The sequence below is a fragment of the Imperialibacter roseus genome (genome assembly GCF_032999765.1).
Taxonomy (GTDB): domain Bacteria; phylum Bacteroidota; class Bacteroidia; order Cytophagales; family Cyclobacteriaceae; genus Imperialibacter; species Imperialibacter roseus.
In genome coordinates this window covers 6,677,501-6,698,267 of sequence record NZ_CP136051.1, presented here as the reverse complement: position 1 = coordinate 6,698,267, position 20,767 = coordinate 6,677,501, and the positions used below count along the sequence as shown (strand labels likewise).

21 protein-coding genes and 2 rRNA genes (1 of these 23 only partly in view) are annotated in these 20,767 nt (G+C 45.8%); 12 read left to right on the top strand and 11 right to left on the bottom strand.

Annotation, left to right across the window (positions count from 1 at the left end; translation table 11 throughout):
• The first annotated feature begins 50 nt into the window (after positions 1–50).
• The 4 genes from RT717_RS28255 (at position 51) to RT717_RS28240 (ending at position 2,669) form a co-directional block, all read left to right on the top strand.
• The gene (locus RT717_RS28255) at positions 51–845 is read left to right on the top strand and encodes an MOSC domain-containing protein (protein ID WP_317489652.1); all 795 of its coding nucleotides are present in this window, start codon (positions 51–53) and stop codon (positions 843–845) included.
• A 131-nt stretch (positions 846–976) separates the two neighbouring features.
• Positions 977–1,528 carry a CopD family protein gene (locus tag RT717_RS28250; protein ID WP_317489651.1) on the top strand — a complete coding sequence of 184 codons (552 nt, stop codon included), beginning with the start codon at positions 977–979 and terminating at the stop codon, positions 1,526–1,528.
• Between the two features lie 2 nt (positions 1,529–1,530).
• Positions 1,531–2,184 carry an SCO family protein gene (locus tag RT717_RS28245; RefSeq protein WP_317489650.1) on the top strand — a complete coding sequence of 218 codons (654 nt, stop codon included), beginning with the start codon at positions 1,531–1,533 and terminating at the stop codon, positions 2,182–2,184.
• Complete coding sequence (locus tag RT717_RS28240) at positions 2,181–2,669, top strand: c-type cytochrome (RefSeq protein WP_317489649.1); 489 nt, start codon at positions 2,181–2,183, stop codon at positions 2,667–2,669. Before RT717_RS28245 ends, RT717_RS28240 begins: the two co-directional genes overlap by 4 nt.
• Before the next feature lie 113 nt (positions 2,670–2,782).
• Here the strand turns inward: RT717_RS28240 and RT717_RS28235 are convergent, their stop codons facing one another.
• From RT717_RS28235 to RT717_RS28220, 4 genes are read right to left on the bottom strand one after another with little or no spacing between them, the layout of a single operon-like run.
• Entirely contained in the window at positions 2,783–3,202 is a 420-nt protein-coding gene (locus RT717_RS28235; RefSeq protein ID WP_317489648.1) for a hypothetical protein, read from the bottom strand.
• 31 nt (positions 3,203–3,233) lie between these two features.
• Complete coding sequence (locus tag RT717_RS28230; protein ID WP_317489647.1) at positions 3,234–3,695, bottom strand: hypothetical protein; 462 nt, start codon at positions 3,693–3,695, stop codon at positions 3,234–3,236.
• Between the two features lie 3 nt (positions 3,696–3,698).
• The gene (locus tag RT717_RS28225; protein ID WP_317489646.1) at positions 3,699–4,949 is read right to left on the bottom strand and encodes an ABC transporter permease; all 1,251 of its coding nucleotides are present in this window, start codon (positions 4,947–4,949) and stop codon (positions 3,699–3,701) included.
• Between the two features lie 8 nt (positions 4,950–4,957).
• The gene (locus RT717_RS28220) at positions 4,958–5,584 is read right to left on the bottom strand and encodes an ABC transporter ATP-binding protein (RefSeq protein WP_317489645.1); all 627 of its coding nucleotides are present in this window, start codon (positions 5,582–5,584) and stop codon (positions 4,958–4,960) included.
• Positions 5,585–5,883: 299 nt separating this feature from the next.
• On the opposite strand from RT717_RS28220, the gene RT717_RS28215 reads away from it, so the two are divergent.
• Complete coding sequence (locus RT717_RS28215) at positions 5,884–6,234, top strand: hypothetical protein (protein WP_317489644.1); 351 nt, start codon at positions 5,884–5,886, stop codon at positions 6,232–6,234.
• 82 nt (positions 6,235–6,316) lie between these two features.
• On the opposite strand, the gene RT717_RS28210 is transcribed toward RT717_RS28215, so the two are convergent.
• Positions 6,317–6,844, bottom strand: coding sequence for a DinB family protein (locus RT717_RS28210; protein ID WP_317489643.1), 528 nt, complete (start codon positions 6,842–6,844; stop codon positions 6,317–6,319).
• Between the two features lie 214 nt (positions 6,845–7,058).
• Between RT717_RS28210 and RT717_RS28205 the strand changes: the two genes are divergently transcribed.
• The gene (locus RT717_RS28205) at positions 7,059–8,345 is read left to right on the top strand and encodes a cation:proton antiporter (RefSeq protein ID WP_317489642.1); all 1,287 of its coding nucleotides are present in this window, start codon (positions 7,059–7,061) and stop codon (positions 8,343–8,345) included.
• On the opposite strand, the gene cdaA is transcribed toward RT717_RS28205, so the two are convergent.
• Together cdaA and folP are read right to left on the bottom strand one after the other, a co-directional pair.
• Complete coding sequence (gene cdaA, locus RT717_RS28200) at positions 8,342–9,229, bottom strand: diadenylate cyclase CdaA (RefSeq protein WP_151999629.1); 888 nt, start codon at positions 9,227–9,229, stop codon at positions 8,342–8,344. The genes RT717_RS28205 and cdaA overlap by 4 nt on opposite strands.
• On the bottom strand, positions 9,226–10,083 hold the full coding sequence (gene folP, locus RT717_RS28195; RefSeq protein WP_317489641.1) for a dihydropteroate synthase: 858 nt from the start codon (positions 10,081–10,083) through the stop codon (positions 9,226–9,228). The genes cdaA and folP overlap by 4 nt, the downstream gene beginning before the upstream one ends.
• Positions 10,084–10,129: 46 nt before the next feature.
• Between folP and RT717_RS28190 the strand changes: the two genes are divergently transcribed.
• Genes RT717_RS28190 through RT717_RS28180 form a run of 3 tightly spaced genes read left to right on the top strand, consistent with a single transcriptional unit; the run spans position 10,130 to position 12,294 of the window.
• A complete protein-coding gene (locus RT717_RS28190) occupies positions 10,130–10,678 on the top strand; it encodes a DUF1599 domain-containing protein (RefSeq protein WP_317489640.1) in 549 nt (182 codons plus the stop codon).
• Positions 10,675–11,769, top strand: a complete 1,095-nt coding sequence (locus RT717_RS28185; protein WP_317489639.1) for a BT_3928 family protein — start codon at positions 10,675–10,677, stop codon at positions 11,767–11,769. Before RT717_RS28190 ends, RT717_RS28185 begins: the two co-directional genes overlap by 4 nt.
• On the top strand, positions 11,770–12,294 hold the full coding sequence (locus tag RT717_RS28180; RefSeq protein WP_317489638.1) for a shikimate kinase: 525 nt from the start codon (positions 11,770–11,772) through the stop codon (positions 12,292–12,294).
• On the opposite strand, the gene RT717_RS28175 is transcribed toward RT717_RS28180, so the two are convergent.
• Entirely contained in the window at positions 12,291–13,817 is a 1,527-nt protein-coding gene (locus RT717_RS28175; RefSeq protein ID WP_317489637.1) for an OmpP1/FadL family transporter, read from the bottom strand. The genes RT717_RS28180 and RT717_RS28175 overlap by 4 nt on opposite strands.
• Before the next feature lie 26 nt (positions 13,818–13,843).
• Entirely contained in the window at positions 13,844–15,472 is a 1,629-nt protein-coding gene (locus tag RT717_RS28170) for a hypothetical protein (RefSeq protein ID WP_317489636.1), read from the bottom strand.
• Positions 15,473–15,618: 146 nt separating this feature from the next.
• On the opposite strand from RT717_RS28170, the gene proS reads away from it, so the two are divergent.
• From proS to floA, 3 genes are read left to right on the top strand one after another with little or no spacing between them, the layout of a single operon-like run.
• Complete coding sequence (gene proS / locus RT717_RS28165) at positions 15,619–17,097, top strand: proline--tRNA ligase (RefSeq protein WP_317489635.1); 1,479 nt, start codon at positions 15,619–15,621, stop codon at positions 17,095–17,097.
• Between the two features lie 60 nt (positions 17,098–17,157).
• Positions 17,158–17,631, top strand: a complete 474-nt coding sequence (locus RT717_RS28160) for an NfeD family protein (protein WP_317489634.1) — start codon at positions 17,158–17,160, stop codon at positions 17,629–17,631.
• 6 nt (positions 17,632–17,637) lie between these two features.
• On the top strand, positions 17,638–18,660 hold the full coding sequence (gene floA / locus RT717_RS28155; protein WP_317489633.1) for a flotillin-like protein FloA: 1,023 nt from the start codon (positions 17,638–17,640) through the stop codon (positions 18,658–18,660).
• A 953-nt stretch (positions 18,661–19,613) separates the two neighbouring features.
• Here floA and rrf read toward each other — a convergent pair.
• Together rrf and RT717_RS28145 are read right to left on the bottom strand one after the other, a co-directional pair.
• Positions 19,614–19,725, bottom strand: a 5S ribosomal RNA gene (rrf, locus tag RT717_RS28150).
• A gap of 213 nt (positions 19,726–19,938) precedes the next feature.
• A 23S ribosomal RNA gene (locus RT717_RS28145) occupies positions 19,939–20,767 on the bottom strand; it runs 2,072 nt beyond the window's last position.

Sequence of the window (20,767 nt, the reverse complement as noted above, 5' to 3'; positions counted from 1 at the left end):
GCAATTTCAGCAAAAGGAACCATATTTACCATCTAAAAAGTTCATTGCCCATGGCGTTGCAGATTAGCGAATTGAATATTTACCCTGTGAAGGGATTGAAGGGGATAAGCGTAAAAGAGGCGGAGGCGCTTGAAAAAGGCTTCAGGTATGACAGGCGCTGGATGCTGACCGACACAACAGGCAAATTCATTTCGCAAAGGGAAACGCCAATGCTGGCCCTTATTCATACGGCGATCATTGGAGAATCGCTGGTCATCACCTACGAGGATAGCTCCATTATGGTACCGCTCAATAGCGAACATTATTCCGGAAGCAAAGAGAAAGTAACTATTTGGGACGATGAAGTGGAAGCACGGATCGTGGGAAAAAACTTCAACGACTGGTTTTCCGACGTACTCGGCGAAAAAGTATGGTTCTGCTTTCAGCACGAAAGCAAGAAAAGAGAAGTGGAAAAAAAATACGGAGCCAATTCCATGGTGAGCTTTGCCGATGGCTATCCCTATCTTTTCATATCCGACGCCTCGTTGAAAGACCTGAACGACAAGCTTGATCAGCCCATTCCTATGAACAGGTTTCGTCCCAATATTGTAGTGGCAAATTCAAAATCGTTTGAAGAAGACACATGGAGGAAACTCTCCGCCGGAGATGCCATTTTCCATTGCCTGAAGCGCTGCGCCAGATGTCAGGTGCCCACTATCGATCAGGAAACCGGCAAAATGGGCAAAGAGCCCACAAAAACGCTGGCAACATTCAGAAAATACGAGCACAAGGTGCTTTTTGGCATGAATGCCGTCGTGGAAAAACAGGGACTGGTGAAAGTGGGGGACGTGGTAACACTTTTGTAAACACTTGCCACACCGGTACCTCAATTGGCCTTTTCTTTTGATTTCCCCGGAGTAAGAAATACACGCTTTTATTCCGACCAAAGCAAGGACATTCGCCTTTCAGCCACTATTTTTGAGGCAAAAGGACAAGCATGTCTTATCTGTATCTCAAGGCGCTTCATATCATCTTTATTGTCACCTGGTTTGCAGGCCTGTTTTATATGGTTCGCTTGTTTATCTATCAAACCGAAACCCAGGAAAAACCTCAGCCTGAGCGCAGCATTCTCACCAAAGAATACAAGCGCATTTCGAAGCTGCTTTGGTTTGGCATTACCTGGCCATCAGCCATTTTAACGCTGATATTCGGCCCGCTTGTGCTCAACTCCCTGGGGTGGGCGCTGGCCGCCCAGCCATGGATGATCGCCAAACTGGTGTTTGTGTTCTTTCTTTATGTTTATCAGTGGGTTTGTCATGTAAAATTCAGGAACCTGCAGAAGGATGTCTATAAAGACTCCGGCTACTACCTCCGCATTTTCAATGAAGTGGCCACCATTCTTCTCGTAGCCACTGTTTTCCTTGTGGTGCTCAAAAACATTGTAAGCCTGGCATGGGGCATGGCCGGTTTGATCGCTTTTACAGGGGCACTTATGCTGGCCATCAGGAGCTATAAAAAGTGGAGAGAGAAAACTAATTCAAAGGATTGAAAATGAAAAAACTGATATTCTCGGTGATAGCGGTAGCAAGCCTTAGTGCCTGCACCAATTTCGGAGGCGAAAAAAAACTACCTATCCTTGGCCGAAGAGAAGTAACGACGGTAGAAACTGATGGTGTCGCAAAAGCCGACACTATCTACCACACCATTGCCGATTTCAGGTTTCTTGATCAGGATAGCACCTGGGTAACCAACGAAACCTACAACGACAAAATCTATGTGGCCGACTTCTTTTTCACAAGCTGCCCTACCATTTGCCCGATCATGAAAACACAAATGATCCGCATTTATGAAACGTTTGAAAACAATCCTGAAGTTGGCCTGCTAAGCTACTCCATTGACCCGGAGCATGACACCGTGGCCGTATTGCATGATTTTGCTGAACGACTGGGTGTGAAAAGCGATAAGTGGCACTTCGTTACGGGCGACAAAGATGCTATTTATGACCTGGGAGAAACGAGCTACATGGTGGTGGCGGGTGAAGACCCTGGGGCACCTGGTGGATATATCCATAGTGGTGCTTTTCTTTTGGTCGACAAAAACCGTCGCATAAGAGGTGTATATGATGGCACGGTAGAAGAAGACGTCAACACACTGATGGAAGACATGAAAATTTTACTTAAAGAATACAACAAAGAAAAATCATGAGTAGAAAGAGAATTTTAGCATTGGCACTGGTTTCGTTCATGGCTGCCAGCATTTCAATGACAAGCTGTTCTTCAGGCGACAAAAAGCAAGAAGCAAAATCGGACGATATCTACGAGGGGCTCGATGAGAGAACGAGCATCAGACTACGTCAGTACATGAGCGAGGGGGCACAACTATATAAGCAAAACTGCTCTGCTTGCCATCAAACTGAAGGCCAGGGACTTGCTGCCCTCATCCCACCCCTGGCTGGCTCCGACTTTCTGATGGCCGATGCCAAAAAAGCCGCCTGCATCATTAAAAATGGCCAAAGCGGTAAAATTACGGTAAACGGCGTGGAGTACGACGGTGTCATGCCCATGCTCAGCCTGAAAGACCTGGAGATAGCGGAAATACTGACCTATGTGTCCAACTCCTGGGGCAACAAAAAAGGCCTGATTGACGTGAATGACGTAGCGGCGTTTTTAAGAGATTGCGAAACCAAATAAACAGAGGAGGCTGCCGGTGGCAGCCTCTATTTTTTCACCTGCTTGGTGGTTGATAGACGGGCTAATCAATTGCCTTCGTCACAAGTCTCACAGCGAAGACTGGCCACTCCAATCTACTGCAGCGCCTTCCCCTCCTCCAGCGACTTTAGCATTTTGTCTCTTACGGTGTCCACTTTTTCCTTTTGATCCTTCAGATAGACCAAGACCTCCGCAATCGGCGCCTCATTGTCAGGCATTTCAAACTGCCTCATCCACTCCATCATACCTTCATTGGCATCTTCTATTGATTTAGCAGTCTGTCTCAAAGTACTTATTTCGGTCGAAAAATCCTGCTCAGTCAAAGTACTCAATGAGTCTGCCTTTGCTTGTAGTGTCTTCGCCACCTGGCGCAGCTCACCCATTTTCGGCATCACCTCATCATGAGCCGCCATCACTTCAGCCATTAGCGCATCCTTCTGCTCCTTTTGTTCATTGGAGCACGCAGTGGCCGTTGCCACCATGAAAAGAAGAAACACCACCTTTTTCATTTTCATAGCCATTGGTTTTTTACTCTCTTCGTTTGCATCAGTTCGCCGGCCCTACCATCACAGCATCCTTCAGAATATACATGAGCTGGTTGTAATCCGTTTCATTCAGCTCAAGTTTACCTCTCACCTTTATTCCGTTGGCAGTGTACTTAATTGGCTCTTTAAGATAAATTTCAATCACCGATTCAGGGCCACCGCTGCCGCAGAAAAAGCACGCAGCAACAGGCAGCGACGACAAAATGATATGATCCGGCTTAAACATCCCATCGAAAGGGATGATATAACCTGGAAGCTCAATTTCCTTGCCGGCAAGTTTTTGAATCTCATCACCAAACACCGGAATGCTCAGCTCTCCATATTCGTCTTTACCTACCTTGTAAGTTACCTTAGCCAGGGTATTCCAGTTGGCTGTAGCCAGCGATTTATTGTTGTCCTGCGCATGCGACAAATACGACATGCCAACGATAAGAAAAGCCACTGCGATCAATACTCTCTTCATAATTTATGCTCCTTTTGCAAGTACTTCAGAAATGTCAGTCTTATAGGCATTGATAGCCGGAATAAGAGAAGCTATCACTCCCAGAAGTAAACTTATATATAATATGTAAAGTTCGGAAGGCAAAAATACAAGGCCGGTGATGCCTGTGGATGACCCTTTTAAAATGAACCTGGCCAGCAGTTCTACTACGCCATGGCCAAGCAAAAACCCAACCCCGGCTCCCAGCAACGTGATGATAACGCCCTCCATAACAATGTGGACGAAAAGCCTGAGCCTGGATGCCCCCAAAGACCGCATGATGGCCAGATCGTACTGTCTTTCCTTCAACGAGTTGTACAGTGCTATAAAAATGCTTAACCCAGCCATTGCTATGATCAGGTAGGCAAAGCCCTGCACCACATCGACCCCTATGCCAATCAATGAGAAAAGCCGGGCCGTTTCAAAGGCCGGTGAAGCAGCCTGCATGCTGCTTTGGGTATTCACCATGCGGGGAAGCTGAACCGCCGCCATCGGGCCCCGATACTGCACCAGCAATGAGGTTACCTCTTTTTCTTCGAGCTGCTCTGGTGTGACTGGTATGCCCAAAACTTCCATCGCCGCCGTATCCGGCAAGTTCTCGTGCCCGTCCTCTGCTTCATCATGGCCATGCATCAGCCATACACTTGGAATACTTGTTAAAATAAGGTTGTCCACCACCTTGCCCGTGGGTTGTAGTATTCCCACCACCTTATAGGCATGAGCGACATGCGCCTCACCCCCATCAGCCATGCCGTGTTCTCCAAAAAAGGTGTCGCCAACGGCAAGGCTCAACGTTTGTGCGGCAGCTGCCCCGAGTGTTACTTCGCAGTCGTCCGCCCAGAGTACTCCATCATCAAGGGCCAAGCCGTACAGCTCAGCAAATCCCCTGGTCGAGCCCACAATTCTTAAAGATTTGTAGCTATCCCCCAGCGCTAGTGGAATCACGTTTTTTACCAACCTGTTCCTGGCCAGTTTGGCTGCTTCATTGAGAGGTATGTTCCCCGTTGGGTAGTCAATATGGTAGATGCTTCCGAGTATTATTTGAAGAGGGCTGCCTTTAGCCCCCACCACAAGATCAATTCCGCTGGCATTTTCCGAGAGCTTTTCCTGCACCTGCTGACTTACAAGAAGCAAAACGACAATAATGCCTATTCCGAACGACAGCAATAGCACATTGAGTGCTGTACTCAGCGGCTTGCCTTTTATGTACTTCCAGCTTAAAACAAAAAGGTTCATATCTCTATTTAAAGCTTGAGTTGGTGCGGGAATCGACTCTTCACCCTTTGATCATGCGTGGCGATAACGAGTGTAGCATTATACACATTTGCCTGCTCTTCAAGGATATTCAAAACCTTTTCGCTGTTGTCGTCATCCAAACTGGCAGTCGGTTCATCCGCCAGAATCACTTTTGGCTTATTAAGTACAGCCCTTGCTATCGCTATTCGCTGGGCCTCACCCTGACTTAGCTCATAAACCTTGGCATTTCTTCTATCAGACAGGTTAAGAACGTCAAGCACATCCCGTATCCTTTTTTTGTTCTGAGGGAGCTCGGCCATATACTGAGCAAGCAGCAAATTGTCTTCAACTGTTAATACGCTCAGCAAGTGAGGCTTTTGGAAAATAAGTCCAATATGCTTGCCTCTGAATACATCCATTCTATGGCCTCCGAGTTCAGAAAGCACCTGACCTGCTGTCTTCACAATACCGCCTGTTGGCGTTCGAAGCCCGGCCAGTAAGTGAAGCAAAGTCGTTTTACCACAACCCGACCCGCCCAAAATCAGGCTATGCTTCCCCTGCTCAACTTCCCAGTCAGGAAATGCCAGGTGCTTGTCTGGCCCATAGGTGTAAATAACGCTTTGTACGCTTATCATAAAACTAATTCGAGTCAAAAATAGAGGTTAATATGTTAGCCTGAAACGATGCTCTACGAAGTTCGCAGAGAATGTGCTGAGTGGTTGTTGAAGTAGCTTTTACCAGCAATTTGAAACTTTCTCTCACCTTTCCGGCAAAACTCTCACTCTTCGCTCTCAACAAAAAGCCGGTTTTTAAGGCTTTTATTAAAGAATTAATGGAATAACTAATTAGTCAAGATGTTATCAGCCGTGTAAGTAATGAAGAAATTATTCACAGTTCAATCACCCTTCTCATAATACCTTTGAACCTGAAAGTTATGGAAATGAACACAAACAATTTTAGTCAGGTACTGGAGCTTGGAAAAGATGATGAATCATTCATCAACACATTTATTGATCAAAGCACGCAAGAATTGGCAAACTATTTGTCTTGCATCAGAGAAGGAGTAGAAACAAAAAATATGTATTGGTTGAACTTCATCAAACACAAATCAAAAACTCTGCTTGAACTACTAAGCGATGAGGCAGCTTCAAAGAAAATATCGACAATCTCAGAGCTTGCCAGCCAGGGTCAGTGGGAGCTGGATCATCAACTTAGCTCTCTTGAAACGGAAATATATCAGCTCATAGAAAGCATCAAAACACAACTTAAAACTCAGGAGGTATAAAATGACAATCTTATTCGCATTCATAGGAATGGTTTTACCAATGGTCGGTTTTTTTCTCAACGACTTTTTATCTGAAAGAAAATCAGCTCGTTAATCGCTTTATTTGACGTGCGTGGTGGTCAAAATGACTGATCATAAATTTGATCGTTTGCTGCATATCGAGTCGTCCAATAATGGGATGCTTGAAAAGCTGCCAGCCAAGCTGACGTTCGTCGAGACGATCAATAAGTTGAAGGAAGCCTTTATCGGATTGATCCCAGTCTGCATTGATTTCTTCCAGCGCCAACTTCTCAGGAAAAACATCTAGTCCTTTAGGGGCTTTGAACTTTAGGGGTGACCTCAAAGTAATTTCGAGCAGCAATAACTTTGCACCCGAGAGAAATGAGGAGCTTGCAAGCCCATCCGGCGAAAACGATAATTTTTTTTCAATGTAGCGCAGCGTTCCTGCCTCAGACGCCCTCACATGATAAAGAATTTGCAGTATGCTCCACTTTCCTTCCGCAGGTGATCGGTTCAACAAGCCCGCATCTGCCGACGCAACTATTTCAATTAGCTGCTTCCTTTTCTGTTGCAATACCTCAAATTGCTTCTTTAGCTTTTCTTTCTTCATAAAAAACGGGTGGTCATTCGCTGCTGAGTTCGGGATAGTCCCTTTTTGACGCAATTTAAATCCGGAACCCAAAAGACTGCATTCGTAGGAGTTTTGAGTAACCGTAAAAAAAAACGGGTCATTTACTCATAATACACTAAATTTGGGCAAATTTTATCTAAATCACCTGCATAGTTATTATAACAAAAAAATTACCCGGCATTGAAGGCCTTCTATGCATATACTTGATATAATCGCAATTTTTGTCTGCCTGGCAGGCATCTTTATATACGTAAACACATACTTCATCAAATTGCCCTCTTCCATTGGGCTGATGTTAATGGCGCTTTGCCTGTCCTTTTGCATTTTAGTGGCTGGCTGGCTGTTCCCCGATTTCATCATAGGCACCGAGCGTGTCATGGAAAATTACGACTATTCCGATGTGCTCTATCAGGTAGTGCTCATTTTCATGCTCTTTGCCGGAGCGCTCCAAATCGATTTCAAAAAGCTGGCTCAGGAAAAATGGCCAGTTCTAATTTTAGCCACGGCAAGCATTTTTATTTCAACAGTTATCGTCGGCATTGGCATTTTCTATATTCTTAAGTTCGCAGGCATCCATCTTGACCTGATCTATTGCTTGGTCTTTGGTGCCCTGATATCACCCACCGACCCTATTGCGCTCACATCAACTATAAAGAAGTATAACTTGTCCAACAGACTTGCGATACAAGTATCGGGCGAGTCACTTTTTAATGACGGAGTGGCCGTTGTATTGGCGCTAACGCTACTTGACCTGGCCCACACTGGCGAAGACCACAGAATCAGCTTCTGGGATGTCGGCTTTGTATTTTCGCTTGATGTTGGGGGTGGAATCATACTTGGGCTTATCCTTGGCTTTGTCGGCTACAGGCTACTTAAATACATCGACAACGACCAATCGGAACTGGAGATCCTGGTCACACTGGCGCTGGTGCTAACGGGAGCGCAAATTGCTACAATGCTCCACATCTCCGCCAAACAGGCTGCAGTGGTAGCCGGGCTAATTATAGGAAACGAGGGGCGTGGAAACTATATCACCAGCGTCACCAGCGACTACGTGTTTAAGTTTTGGAGTTTGATGGAGGAGTCTCTAAATGCGATGCTTTTTGTGTTAATCGGGCTCGAAATGTTGGTCATCACCATTCGTCTCGACTATTTCGCAGCTGGCTTTTTTGCTTTTACATTGATATTGGTAGCACGGTTTATCAGCGTGGGAATCCCCATCAAGCTCATGTCAACTTTCGACCAACACCATTTCGAAAAACACTCCGTGACAATCATGACCTGGGGCGGGCTCCGGGGGGGCATACCTATTGCACTGTCGCTGTCTCTCCCTGAGTTTGAGGGAAAGGACATCATTGTCACAATGACTTATACGGTGGTTGTGTTGTCTATCCTGTTTCAGGGGCTCACAGTACGCAAACTGCTGGAGTATTCCTTTGGCGTGAAGCTGGAGAAGCCGGTGAATGCCGGGCATCACTAAGCGGAGGTCTTTTCCTTTTTCAACGGTTTTTCGGCCTCAGCAGCTGCCGCTTTATTTGCTTCAGAAAGCAGCTCCTCGTCTTCATTCTCTGACAGGTAGTCGTTGATTTTCTTCCGGATGTCTTGAGGTGCCAGGTTGTAAAACACTCGTCCGTTCCTCACCACCGAAAGCTGCCCTGTTTCTTCCGAAACCACCAGAATCAAAGTGTCCGTTTGCTCCGACATTCCAATTGCCGCCCGGTGCCTCAACCCAAATTGGGCCGGTAAATTATCTCTTTCGGTCACAGGCAAAATACACCTGGCAGCCACTATCTTCCCCTCGTAAACTATTACAGCGCCATCGTGCAGCGGACTATATTTGTTGAATATAGAGAGAAGCAGCCTTTTGGAGAGTATAGCGTCCATTCTGTCGCCAGATTCTGCGTAAAACTTGAGTTCGGTGTTCTTAGAAACCACCATAAGGGCTCCGGTGTTTGATCCGCCAAGGCTTTTCATTCCCTCTACTAAAGGAGTCACATCAAATTTATTACTGGCAGATGAGCTACGCCAAAAGACACCAAACGATTTGAAAAAACTTTCCTTGTCAAATGCGGTGGTTCGCCCGATAATGAGTAGAAACTTTCTGATTTCCTGCTGAAACAAGATAATGACCGCCAGCACACCCACTCCCATGAACTGTCCGAGAATAATCGACAAAAGTTCCATCTCGGCGGCCCTCACCACCAGATAAACCAGGTAGAGAAACAGGAAGCCTAGAAACACCCGAATGGCCACGCTCCCCCTCATGAGCTTGTACACATGGTACAGGAGCACGCTCACAAAGCCTATGTCAATGACATCAACCCATCCAATTTCTAAAAACCCAATTTTGAAAGCTAGTATCAAGTATATACCCTCCTGTATAATTCTATGGCCTCAATAGCCTCTTTTGTATCGTGTACCCTCAGAATATTCGCCCCATTCTCTAACGCAATCATATGCAAAGCTGTTGTGCCATTCAGCGCTTCTTCCGCATTTATTTCAAGTGTTTTATAAATCATCGACTTCCTCGATAACCCCACCATAACCGGAGCACCCAATGCTTTAAGAAATGACATCTTTGCCAGTAACTCAAAACCTACCGTAGGCCCTTTTGCAAACCCAAAACCAGGGTCAATGATAATGTCCTTCACCCCATTCGAACGCAAATAGTTAAGCTTGCTACTAAAGTAGTCACAAACTTCCTGTAAAACATCCTCATAATCCGACATCTGCTTCATCGTCTGCGGTATACCCTTCATGTGCATGAGAATGTAAGGAACATTCCGCTCCGCTACTAATGAAAACATTTCAGCATCCAGTTCTCCTCCTGAAATATCATTAATCATTTGAGCACCGGCATCAAGAGCCGCTTTGGCAACTGCCGCCCTGAAGGTATCCACTGATAGAATAGCTTGAGGAAACTGTCGGATGACTGTGGCAACTACATGGCCAACCCGCCGCTGCTCCTCTTCTTCACTAATATGATCAGCGTCAGGGCGGGAGGAATAACCGCCTATATCAAGAAAAGTCGCTCCATTGGTTAAATGCCTTTCGGCAAGCGCCAGTATGTCACTGTCGCTCTTCAATCGCCCTCCATCATAAAACGAGTCGGGAGTGAAGTTAACAATGCCCATCACACATGGAGATTCCAGCGATATGATTTGTCCCCGAACTTCGATACTCCTTTTAGCATCAAAGGGTTTATGAATTGAAAGCAATTTCGTTATTTTTAGCGCCCTGTTGGAACAATTAAGATATACTCCTTTGGAAGAAAAAACTGTAGGCGAATATACTCAAGTAATAAAGGCTTGTAAAGAATTATTTGAAAAGAAGACCCGTGATTATGGCACCGCCTGGCGCATTTTGCGGCTTTCTTCCCTCACCGATCAAATATTCATCAAAGCGCAAAGAATCCGCTCTATTCAGGAAAAGGGAACGCAAAAAGTGGAAGATAATATCAGTGGAGAGTTTATTGGCATCATCAACTATTGCATCATCGCTATGATTCAAATGGAGCTGGCCGAAAACCCAGCGCTCGAACTACCGTATGAAGCGTTGGAACCTCACTATGATAAAATTGCCAGGGAGACAATGGAATTGCTCCTTAACAAAAATCATGATTATGGTGAGGCCTGGCGGGAAATGAGGGTAAGCTCAATGACTGACATTATTTTAATGAAGTTATTGAGAGTAAAACAAATAGAAGACAACAAAGGAAAAACACTGGTGTCAGAAGGTATAAAAGCCAACTATCAGGACATGATCAATTACGCAGTGTTTTGTTTGATAAAACTAAACTATCTCAGCAAATGAAGTGGCTATTACAAGTATCAAGATTTTTCGTCGGTGGTCTCTTTATTTTTTCTGGTGCCATCAAAATCAACGACCCTGTAGGCACTGCCATCAAGCTTGAGGAGTACTTCGAGGTTTTCGCTACCGACATTGCCTCATTCTTCGAAATATTCGTTCCGCTTGCATTACCATTGGCGGTGTTTCTTTGTGTGCTGGAAGTGGTACTGGGAATCGCCGTCCTTCTTAACTACCGGGTAAAAATCACCTACTGGCTGCTGCTTATCATCATTGTGTTCTTTACATTTCTCACCTTCTACTCAGCTTATTTTGACAAAGTGACTGACTGCGGTTGCTTTGGCGACGCCATCAAACTTACTCCGTGGGAGTCATTCATAAAAGATATCATACTCACCATTTTCATAGCTTTCTTATTCCTCAAAAGAGGCCTTGTAGCCAGCGAGTCTGAGGAAAGTCGCACCAAAGATATTATCATTGGAGGCGCAACAGCTCTATCGCTTTTCATTGGCATATACGCCATCCGTCACCTTCCTTTCATCGATTTCAGAGCATACAAAGTAGGTAACAACCTGCCCGAGCTTATGGAGCCGTCAGGCGAACTGAAGTATGAATACGTGATGGAAAAGGATGGCAAAGAGTACCGGATGGAGCAGTACCCCACGGATAAGTCGTACACCTTCAAGGAAATGGTCATCCTTAACCCCGAAGTGCAACCGAAAATCACAGACTATGCAGTGTGGAACGATGAAGGCGACTTTACGCAGGAAACATTTACTGGGAATAAGCTGTTTGTGATCACCTACAACGTGGAAAAGGTCAATAAAGAACACTTTTCTGAGATCAACACACTTATCAGTCAGCTCAGTGGACAAGTAGACACCTGGGCACTGACAGCGTCAGATCCCACAAGCTTCGAAGCCTTTAGGCACGAAGTGCAACTGGCAGTTCCTTACTACTATTCCGACGCCACAGTTCTGAAAACAATCATCAGGTCTAATCCAGGGCTTCTGCTCGTAAAAGACGGCTTGGTGAAGGGCAAGTGGCATTTCAACGATGTGCCAACTGCATACGATGTCCAAAGTCTTCTTCGATAAATGTTGGCTGACGGAAAACCTATTTTCTTGATTGGTTTGCCTGGGTCAGGAAAAACCACTGTCGGGAAACTTTTGAGCACTCAACTCGGCATTCCATTCATCGACCTCGATGACATAATAGTTCAAAGGGAGGGCAGAGCCATCAGCGAAGTATTCGAAAAAGAAGGCGAAGACTATTTCAGAAAAGTGGAGGCTGCTTGCCTTGCCTCTCTTATTGAATCAAAGGATAGTAAGGTTGTAGCCACTGGTGGAGGCACTCCCTGTTTTTTCGATAATCTCGAAAAAATGAACAGAGATGGAGTCACGTGTTATCTGGAAACATCCTGGAAGGAACTCGCTGCCAGGGTAGCTCCCGGGGAAAGCATAAGGCCATTGTTCAAAGGATTGGCCGGGTCTGAAGTAATGACCCAGCTTCAGGAGCGCTTTTCATGGCGACTTCCGTTCTATCAAAAAGCCCAAATCATCATCTCAACCGAGAACAAATTAGCATCAGATGTAGCTACAGAGCTCCTTGCCCGGCTTTAGAATGTAAAACCAAAAGTAATCAGACCTGAGGTCGTTCTGTTTTTGATGCTAACCTCCGGGCTTACATTGTTAGCCAATATATATGGTGAGTAATTCTGATTCGAAAAAGTATTGATGATGCCAAGGTCAACATAGAAGTTGCTTAATCTGATACCGGCGCCAGCCGTAACTGACTGCTTGTTCCCGGTAGAAGAATCAGAACTGGCGTAAGGATTGCCATACAGCACATAACCGGCTCTCAATCTGAATATATCCAACCTTGCCTCAGCCCCAACTCGGTAGTTCAGAGTCGACTTATAAAGATTCTCTATCGTTCTATTGTCAGCATTAGCCGAAAAATCACTCGACCTTAGCCTGGCTCCGGAGTAATTAACCAGCTCCACATCGGCAGAAACAAACCCATTCTTTCCAGCAAATACTGAAACACCAGCTGATAGCCGACCTGGCGTAGTCATTTGGTAGCTCGACTCCAACAGGTCTCCATCGGAGGTCAATACATTAAGAACCGTATCTTCCGGCTCATAATAGAAATTGTTGTAGTTGGTAGTGAGCGAATACGTGCTTATCTCGTTCAAATCATAGATCGTCGGGGTAGTATACGAAACCCCAAACCTGACCAGATCCAGTGGCCGGTAGATGAAACCAAAAGTCGCATTCACACCAGTTCCTGTTATCTCAAGACTTTCGTCAGCCGAAATGCTGTTGATGGTCGGGTCATCCGCATCATTAGCGAAGTCGTAAAAACTATTCTCTGTATAACGTTTAGTATTCTTATACCTTAACCCCACAATCCCTAAACCAGCTCCAAAGTAAATTTTGTCGTCGTAGTTACCACCGTAAGAAAAGCTCCACTGGTTTTGGCCGCCTACGGTTTTAACGGTTTCGCTCTGACGAGGGTATCCTAACACAAACGAATCATAAGTTCCTTCCTGGCCTGCCACAGGATTGATCAGATAATTGTAGTAAGCAAGGCTTAGCAACCCTCTGTTGTCGATGCTGTTTAAAGGTATGCCGTTCGATTGCTCAAGAAAATAGTCAATTATCGAGCTATTATCGTTGTAGCCCTCATATGTGAATTCATTGTAAAAATCATTCACTCGCTGATAGTTAATAGCAAACGTTCCTCCCTTGAACTTGTCCTGAACAACGTCCCCTTTCGAGAAATTAAAGGCTACTCCTAACGTGCTCAAATTGAACTTATTGAGATATCCGCTATTTTTTTCGTCAGCAAACGTGGCGTCCGAAGTATTAAAATTTAATGAGGGTGTAACAGCAAACACAGACCTGTTAAAGTATCCAAGACCTGCCGGGTTACTTGCAGCAGTCGTGATATCTCCCCCAAGAGAAGTATTGGCTCCCCCTAATCCCTGCATCCTGGCCGAACCGGTTGTAGATGAAATACTGCTGAATCTTAACGCATCAGTGTAATAACCAAACGACCCACTTTCAACCTGCGCACTCAGTTTTCCAAAAGAGCATACCATTAGCATGCCTACGACGGTAAGCTTAGTCAACTTCTTCATTTTAGTCTGGTATTTATGAATAAAACTTAATTACCACGGCCACTTCTCGTTCCCCCCGAGGAGGATCCTGATGACCTGCTTCCACCGGAGCTGCTTCCAGAAGATCGGCTAGGTGCCGAAAACCCACCGCTGCTACCAGAACTTCTGCTAGGAGCAGAAAAGGTGTTAGACCCACCACTACTTCTGCTGGGAGCCGGAGCAGACCAGCCAGAATTACTTCTGCTGCCACCGCTCGAGCCGCTGCTTCTGTTATAAGAAGGGCTTGAGTAAGAGTTATTGCTTCGCCCACTATTAGAGGGTGCGGAATATGATGGACTGGAATAGCCACTGCTATTGGATCTTGTTCTGTACGAATTGTTATTAGGAACTACCTGTCTGTTCATCTGCCCAGATGACGACCTGGAGTTGCTGGGCACCACTCCCCTGAATTCGTTGGTCGAACTATTGTTCGTCCTTCCAGAAGATGCTGGGGCCAAACTTCTTGAGCTATTAGAGTTAGTTGTTGTTCCTGTAGCAGAAGAACCTCTACTTGCGTTGGCATTTTGAGAAGTCCTGTCAGCTGCCGTATAAGAACTCCTTGATCTTACGCCCGACTCATATGTGGTTCTGCCTGAATTCCTGTTGGTCACAGCAGAGGTGTTCCTGTCGCTAGTGCCTACTCCTGAGGTGTAGCCAGCCCTGGATCTTTGAAAATATTCGTTTTGAGTGCCTGAGTAGTCTCTTGAGCTTGTCGAACTCGAGACAGTTCTTCCTCTCGATGCCGTGGAACCGCTTCTGTCAGTCGACCCAGTCACATTTTGCACATTGGCATTTCTGTATCTGCTAGACCCGGCCGTGTTTGCATAACTGCCACCACCAACGGCACTTCTATTCACTCTTCCACCCCTTACTACATTTTTCGCATATACTCCTTTGCCACCGCCTGAATAGTAGCCATCGTAGAATCCGTGATAATAGCCGTTTCCATATCCGTAGTAGCTATAAGGTCTGTTCCAACCCCAGCCACCGTATCTACCCCAGCCACCGCCGTAGTATCCACCCCAGCTATAGCCCCATGGGTCATAAAATCCGTAAGGGTAGCCATAACCATAACCCATTCCGCCCCAACCCCAGCTATAACCTATTGAAAAGCCGATGTAGGGATTCCAGTAAGGGCTGTTCCACGAGCTAAAATAGTAATTATTGTATGGCATCCAGGAGTTCCAATTGTTGCCGTAACCACCAGTATATATATTAACTGTGCTGGCTCCGGATGTGGTGTAGCCATTGGAGTTATAACCATCCACATAGTAGTCTTCGCTGCTATAATTCTGATTCTCCTGATTATCGAGAGCAGCCTGCTCATCAAGCTGAGCCTGCACGTTTTCCTGCGAAGCACTCTTATACTTAGCTATGTACTCAGGGTTGACTGTCTTTGCAGAATAAGTTGGGTTGTACGTGTTGTTGCTATACGACTCATAAGTTGCCTGAGACTCGGTCACTGGTTGCCCTTCGTCGTTGGTGGCATACTTGATTTTTACCCTGTCATTTTTTGAAAAGTAGAGATCGTCCACTTCTTTAGTTGACTGAGATATAGCCGCAAAAGGCACCAATGCAATCAATGCCCCTAAGCTTAGAGCTGTCTTTAACGCTGCGAACTTCGTGTACCTTTTCATAGCTTTATATTTTTTTGACTCCCTATAATTTAATGACAACAAAACAACGTAAAGAGTTTCCCTTCCCGTTTCCTTTCATTCACGTATATTTGCCGTCAATGGTATTTACAATTTAAGCAATATCTGTACCAAAATTTAATTTTTCGATGAGTAAAGGATTACCTAAAAGGAGCGAGGACTATTCACTGTGGTATAACGAGCTGGTAAAGAAGGCCGATTTGGCCGAAAATTCGCCAGTTAGGGGATGTATGGTAATTAAACCCTACGGCTACGCTATCTGGGAAAAAATGCAACAGGAGCTTGATCGCATGTTCAAGGAAACGGGGCATTCCAACGCCTACTTCCCACTTTTCATACCAAAATCCTACTTAAGTAAAGAGGCAGCACACGTAGAAGGATTCGCAAAAGAGTGCGCCGTGGTCACTCATTACCGACTCAAGAATGATGAAAACGGAGGTGGTATTATTGTAGATCCAGAGGCTAAGTTAGAAGAAGAATTAATTGTGAGGCCAACATCCGAAACGGTTATTTGGAGCACTTACAAAAACTGGATACAATCCTATAGAGACCTTCCTTTACTCATCAATCAATGGGCCAATGTAGTCCGCTGGGAAATGCGCACGAGGTTATTTCTTCGCACAGCTGAGTTTCTCTGGCAAGAGGGTCACACTGCCCATGCCACCAAAACAGAAGCCGTAGAAGAAACAGTGCGTATGCTCAATGTATATGCAGAGTTTGCAGAAACTTTCATGGCGCTGCCAGTAATAAAGGGCGTAAAGACCGAAAACGAAAGATTTGCCGGAGCAGAAGACACCTATTGCATTGAAGCGCTCATGCAAGATGGAAAAGCGCTTCAGGCGGGTACTTCTCATTTTCTTGGGCAGAACTTTGCCAAAGCATTCGACGTCAAGTTTCAGTCGAAGGAAGGTGCCCTTGAGTATGTTTGGGGCACCAGTTGGGGCGTAAGCACCAGACTAATGGGCGCTCTCATCATGGCTCACTCCGACGACAACGGCTTGGTACTTCCGCCAAATCTTGCTCCGAACAAAGTCGTTATCGTTCCTATTTATCGCTCAGAAGAAGAGAAGGAAAAGATCAATGAGGTAACCAAGGAAATGATCAGTAAACTTCGTAAAGCAGGTATTTCCGTAAAATACGACGATCGTGATACGCACAAACCAGGCTGGAAATTTGCTGAGTATGAGCTAAAAGGCGTGCCGGTTCGCATCGCTATCGGCCCTAAAGACCTTGAAAACGGAACTGTTGAGGTAGCAAGAAGGGATACCCTGGAGAAGTCAGTCATTCCATTGAATGAGGAATTTACAGCGACGATAAGTCAGCTGCTTGAAGACATGCAAGCTAATATCTATAAGAAGGCTTATGACTTCAGAGCAGGAATGATTACGAAAGTAGAATCCTATGAAGAGTTTAAAAGCGTTCTGGATGAAAAAGGGGGATTCGTATTAGCCCACTGGGATGGTACTTCAGAAACGGAAGAAAAAGTGAAGGACGAAACAAAAGCCACCATTAGATGTATTCCTCTTGATGGAGAAGAGGAGGTCGGAAAATGTATGGTAACAGGTAAGCCATCCAAGCAAAGAGTAATTTTCGCCAGGGCTTACTAAGCGAACATTTCTCAAGGTAAGCTCGAAGTTAATTTCTAAATTTCAGGAACTTAAACAATTATGGCAGAGTGGTTCATTGTTATCGGGCTTGTGGTTTTCGGGCTGGCACTCATCGTCATCGAAGTAGTGTTTATTCCTGGAACAACTATAGTTGGCATACTTGGATGTCTATTTGGTATTGCTGCTCTCTATCTCAGTTTCGAGTATTTCGGAAATACCATTGGCGCTATTACCTCGATCGTCTCATTGATTGCTGGGATATCAGTGGTAGTGATTAGCTTAAAGAGTGGAGTTTGGGAGAAATTTTCACTCAAATCGACCATGGAAGGGAAAGTAAACGGAGAAATCGTCGTAACGGCAAAAGTTGGCGATGTTGGCAAAGCCATCTCGACCCTAAAGCCAATTGGCAATGGCCTGTTTGATGAGAAAATATTGGAAGTTCGAAGCAACGGCGACTATATACCAGCCGATGCCAAAATACAGATTTCGAAAATTGTCGATAGTAAAATATTCGTTGAATCAATCTTAAATTAATCAATAATGGGTAATCTTTCTTTTCTATTTTTAGTTTTCGCCGCCATTATAGGATTCTTCATTTTCCTATACTTTGTGCCTGTGAACCTTTGGATCACAGCAATCTTTTCCGGCGTAAAGGTTGGGCTACTTGAACTTGTTTTTATGCGCATCAGAAAGGTGCCTCCAAGTGTTGTTGTAAACTCATTAATTACAGCCACAAAAGCAGGTATCGCTATTACCGATGAGCATACTGGGGAAAAACGCCAATTGAAAACCTCAGACCTTGAAACGCACTACCTGGCTGGTGGTAATGTACCTCAGGTAATCAGAGCACTTATTTCAGCTGACAAAGCCAATATCAACTTGTCATTTAAGCAGGCAACCGCTATTGACCTTGCTGGCAGAGATGTGTTCGAGGCAGTTCAAATATCGGTTAATCCGAAAGTAATCAATACCCCTTCTGTAGCTGCGGTAGCTGCAGACGGCATCCAATTGGTGGCAAAAGCCAGAGTGACCGTTCGTGCCAATATCCAGCAACTTGTAGGTGGGGCTGGCGAAGACACCATTCTTGCAAGGGTCGGGGAAGGCATTGTAACATCAATTGGTTCGGCCGCTACACACAAGGCTGTTCTCGAAAACCCGGACAAAATATCCAAACTGGTGTTGGCCCGTGGCCTTGACGCTGGAACAGCTTTCGAAATTCTCTCTATTGACATTGCCGACGTAGACGTAGGAGCAAACATTGGCGCAAAACTTCAAACTGACCAGGCATCAGCAGACTTGAAAGTGGCTGAAGCTAAGGCTGAAGAGAGAAGAGCCATGGCTGTAGCCCTAGAGCAAGAAATGAAAGCAAAAGCCCAGGAAGCCCGGGCCAAGGTTATTGAAGCGGAAGCGGAAGTACCGAAAGCGATGGCAGAAGCCTTCCGCTCAGGCAACATGGGTATCATGGACTACTACAAAATGCAAAATGTAAAGGCTGACACTGAAATGAGGGAGTCGATTTCAGGCTCAGGCTCATCTAAGTCAAAGTCCAAGAATAAGGAATAGGACTCCACGAAAAAAGGTAAGAAGCCTCAATACAAATAGTGTTGAGGTTTTTTTTACAGCCAACTGTAGGCTTGCTTCGACCTGCGCCCGCATATTAGCTTCCCTAAAAGTCTAGGCTCTGCCCTCCAGGGCACCGTGCCTGAACAGGACGAACATTCTGTCCAGAGACCTAGCCAAAATACATCAACCAACTAGCTTTCGCTGAACGTACAAGATGCATGGGAGAGAACTCTGGATTGAAATCTTCAACCCTTAGCCGAAAACATCTACATCTGGTACTCAAGACCTCTTTGAGCGGTCAAGCACAATAGTACCAATGTCGCAGCCCGATTTGCCGCCACAAACCCTAATACCAATACAAAAGCCTTCAGAAGTCAGTTTAGGGGCGCCCGGCTAGGGGCGTGAGAAACGTCAGCGTCTCTCTATACAGACTTTCCAAAATCTATGCTTACTACAATCGTCCCCCAGCTTTTCCGCTTGATCCCTTCTTTCTATACAGGTCTCTAAAATCTATGCTTAGTACAATCCGGCCCCAGATTTTCCGCTTGACTCTAAATCATCCTAAACGCAAAAAAGCCTCTAAGATTACTCTTAGAGGCTTGTAACAACCTTGTGGGTTGTTTGATAAAATCAGGCAACGACCTACTCTCCCACCTTGCACACAGGCGGACGGCCAGTCTACCATCGGCGCAGACAGGCTTAACTTACACCCTTTCTCGATACTCCCCAGGTTTCCCGCTTGATCCAATATAAAAGCCTTGAGAAGTCAATTTAGGGGCGCCCGGCTAGGGGCGTGAGGAACGTCAGCTTCTTTCTATACAGGCTCTCTAAAATCTATGCTTAGTACAATCCGGCCCCAGATTTTCCGCTTGACCCTAAATCATCCTAAACGCAAAAAAGCCTCTAAGATTACTCTTAGAGGCTTGTAACAACCTTGTGGGTTGTTTGATAAAATCAGGCAACGACCTACTCTCCCACCTTGCACAGCAGTACCATCGGCGCAGACAGGCTTAACTTCTCTGTTCGGAATGGGAAGAGGTGGACCCCGTCGCTATAGTCACCTAAAGACCTTCGTGATCTTTTCAACTTGCTCCTTCTGCTCAGAGCCCGTCGTCCGCCAACTGGCGGATCACATAGCTTATTGTTCACTTACTCATCTTTTGATGAGTAGGTAAACGTTGCTGGACTTCCTCCAACAACAAATATCTTATGACATACCAAGAGAAAATACATTCAAGCTGTTCCAGGCCCCGGAACTAGTCCGGGGCACTCTCTTCAATAAAAAAGCGTTCGGGTAATTAGTACTGCTCAGCTTTGACATCTCTGCCTTTACACCTGCAGCCTATCAACGTCGTCATCTACAACGTCCCTTTATAGAAGCCTCATCTTGAGGTGAGTTTCGCACTTAGATGCTTTCAGCGCTTATCTCATCCCGACGTAGCTACCCAGCAGTGCATCTGGCGATACAACTGGTACACCAGCGGTCAGTCCAACCCGGTCCTCTCGTACTAAGGTCAGGTCCTCTCAAGCTTCTTACGCCCACAACAGATAGGGACCGAACTGTCTCACGACGTTCTGAACCCAGCTCGCGTGCCACTTTAATGGGCGAACAGCCCAACCCTTGGGACCTTCTTCAGCCCCAGGATGTGACGAGCCGACATCGAGGTGCCAAACCTCCCCGTCGATGTGAGCTCTTGGGGGAGATCAGCCTGTTATCCCCAGAGTACCTTTTATCCTTTGAGCGATGGCCCTTCCATTCAGTACCACCGGATCACTATACCCGACTTTCGTCCCTGATCGACTTGTCTGTCTCACAGTCAAGCTCGCTTATGCTATTGCACTCTGCGCACGGTTACCAAGCGTGCTGAGCGAACCTTTGGAAGCCTCCGTTACTCTTTTGGAGGCGACCACCCCAGTCAAACTACCCACCATGCAATGTCCCCGCAAGCTGGCGGGTTAGGCAACAAGTAAAAGAAGGGTGGTATTTCAACAGTGGCTCCACAATGCCTGGCGACACCGCTTCATAGCCTCCCACCTATCCTACACATCTTTTACCCATTGTCAATGCAAAGCTATAGTAAAGGTTCATGGGGTCTTTCCGTCCCGT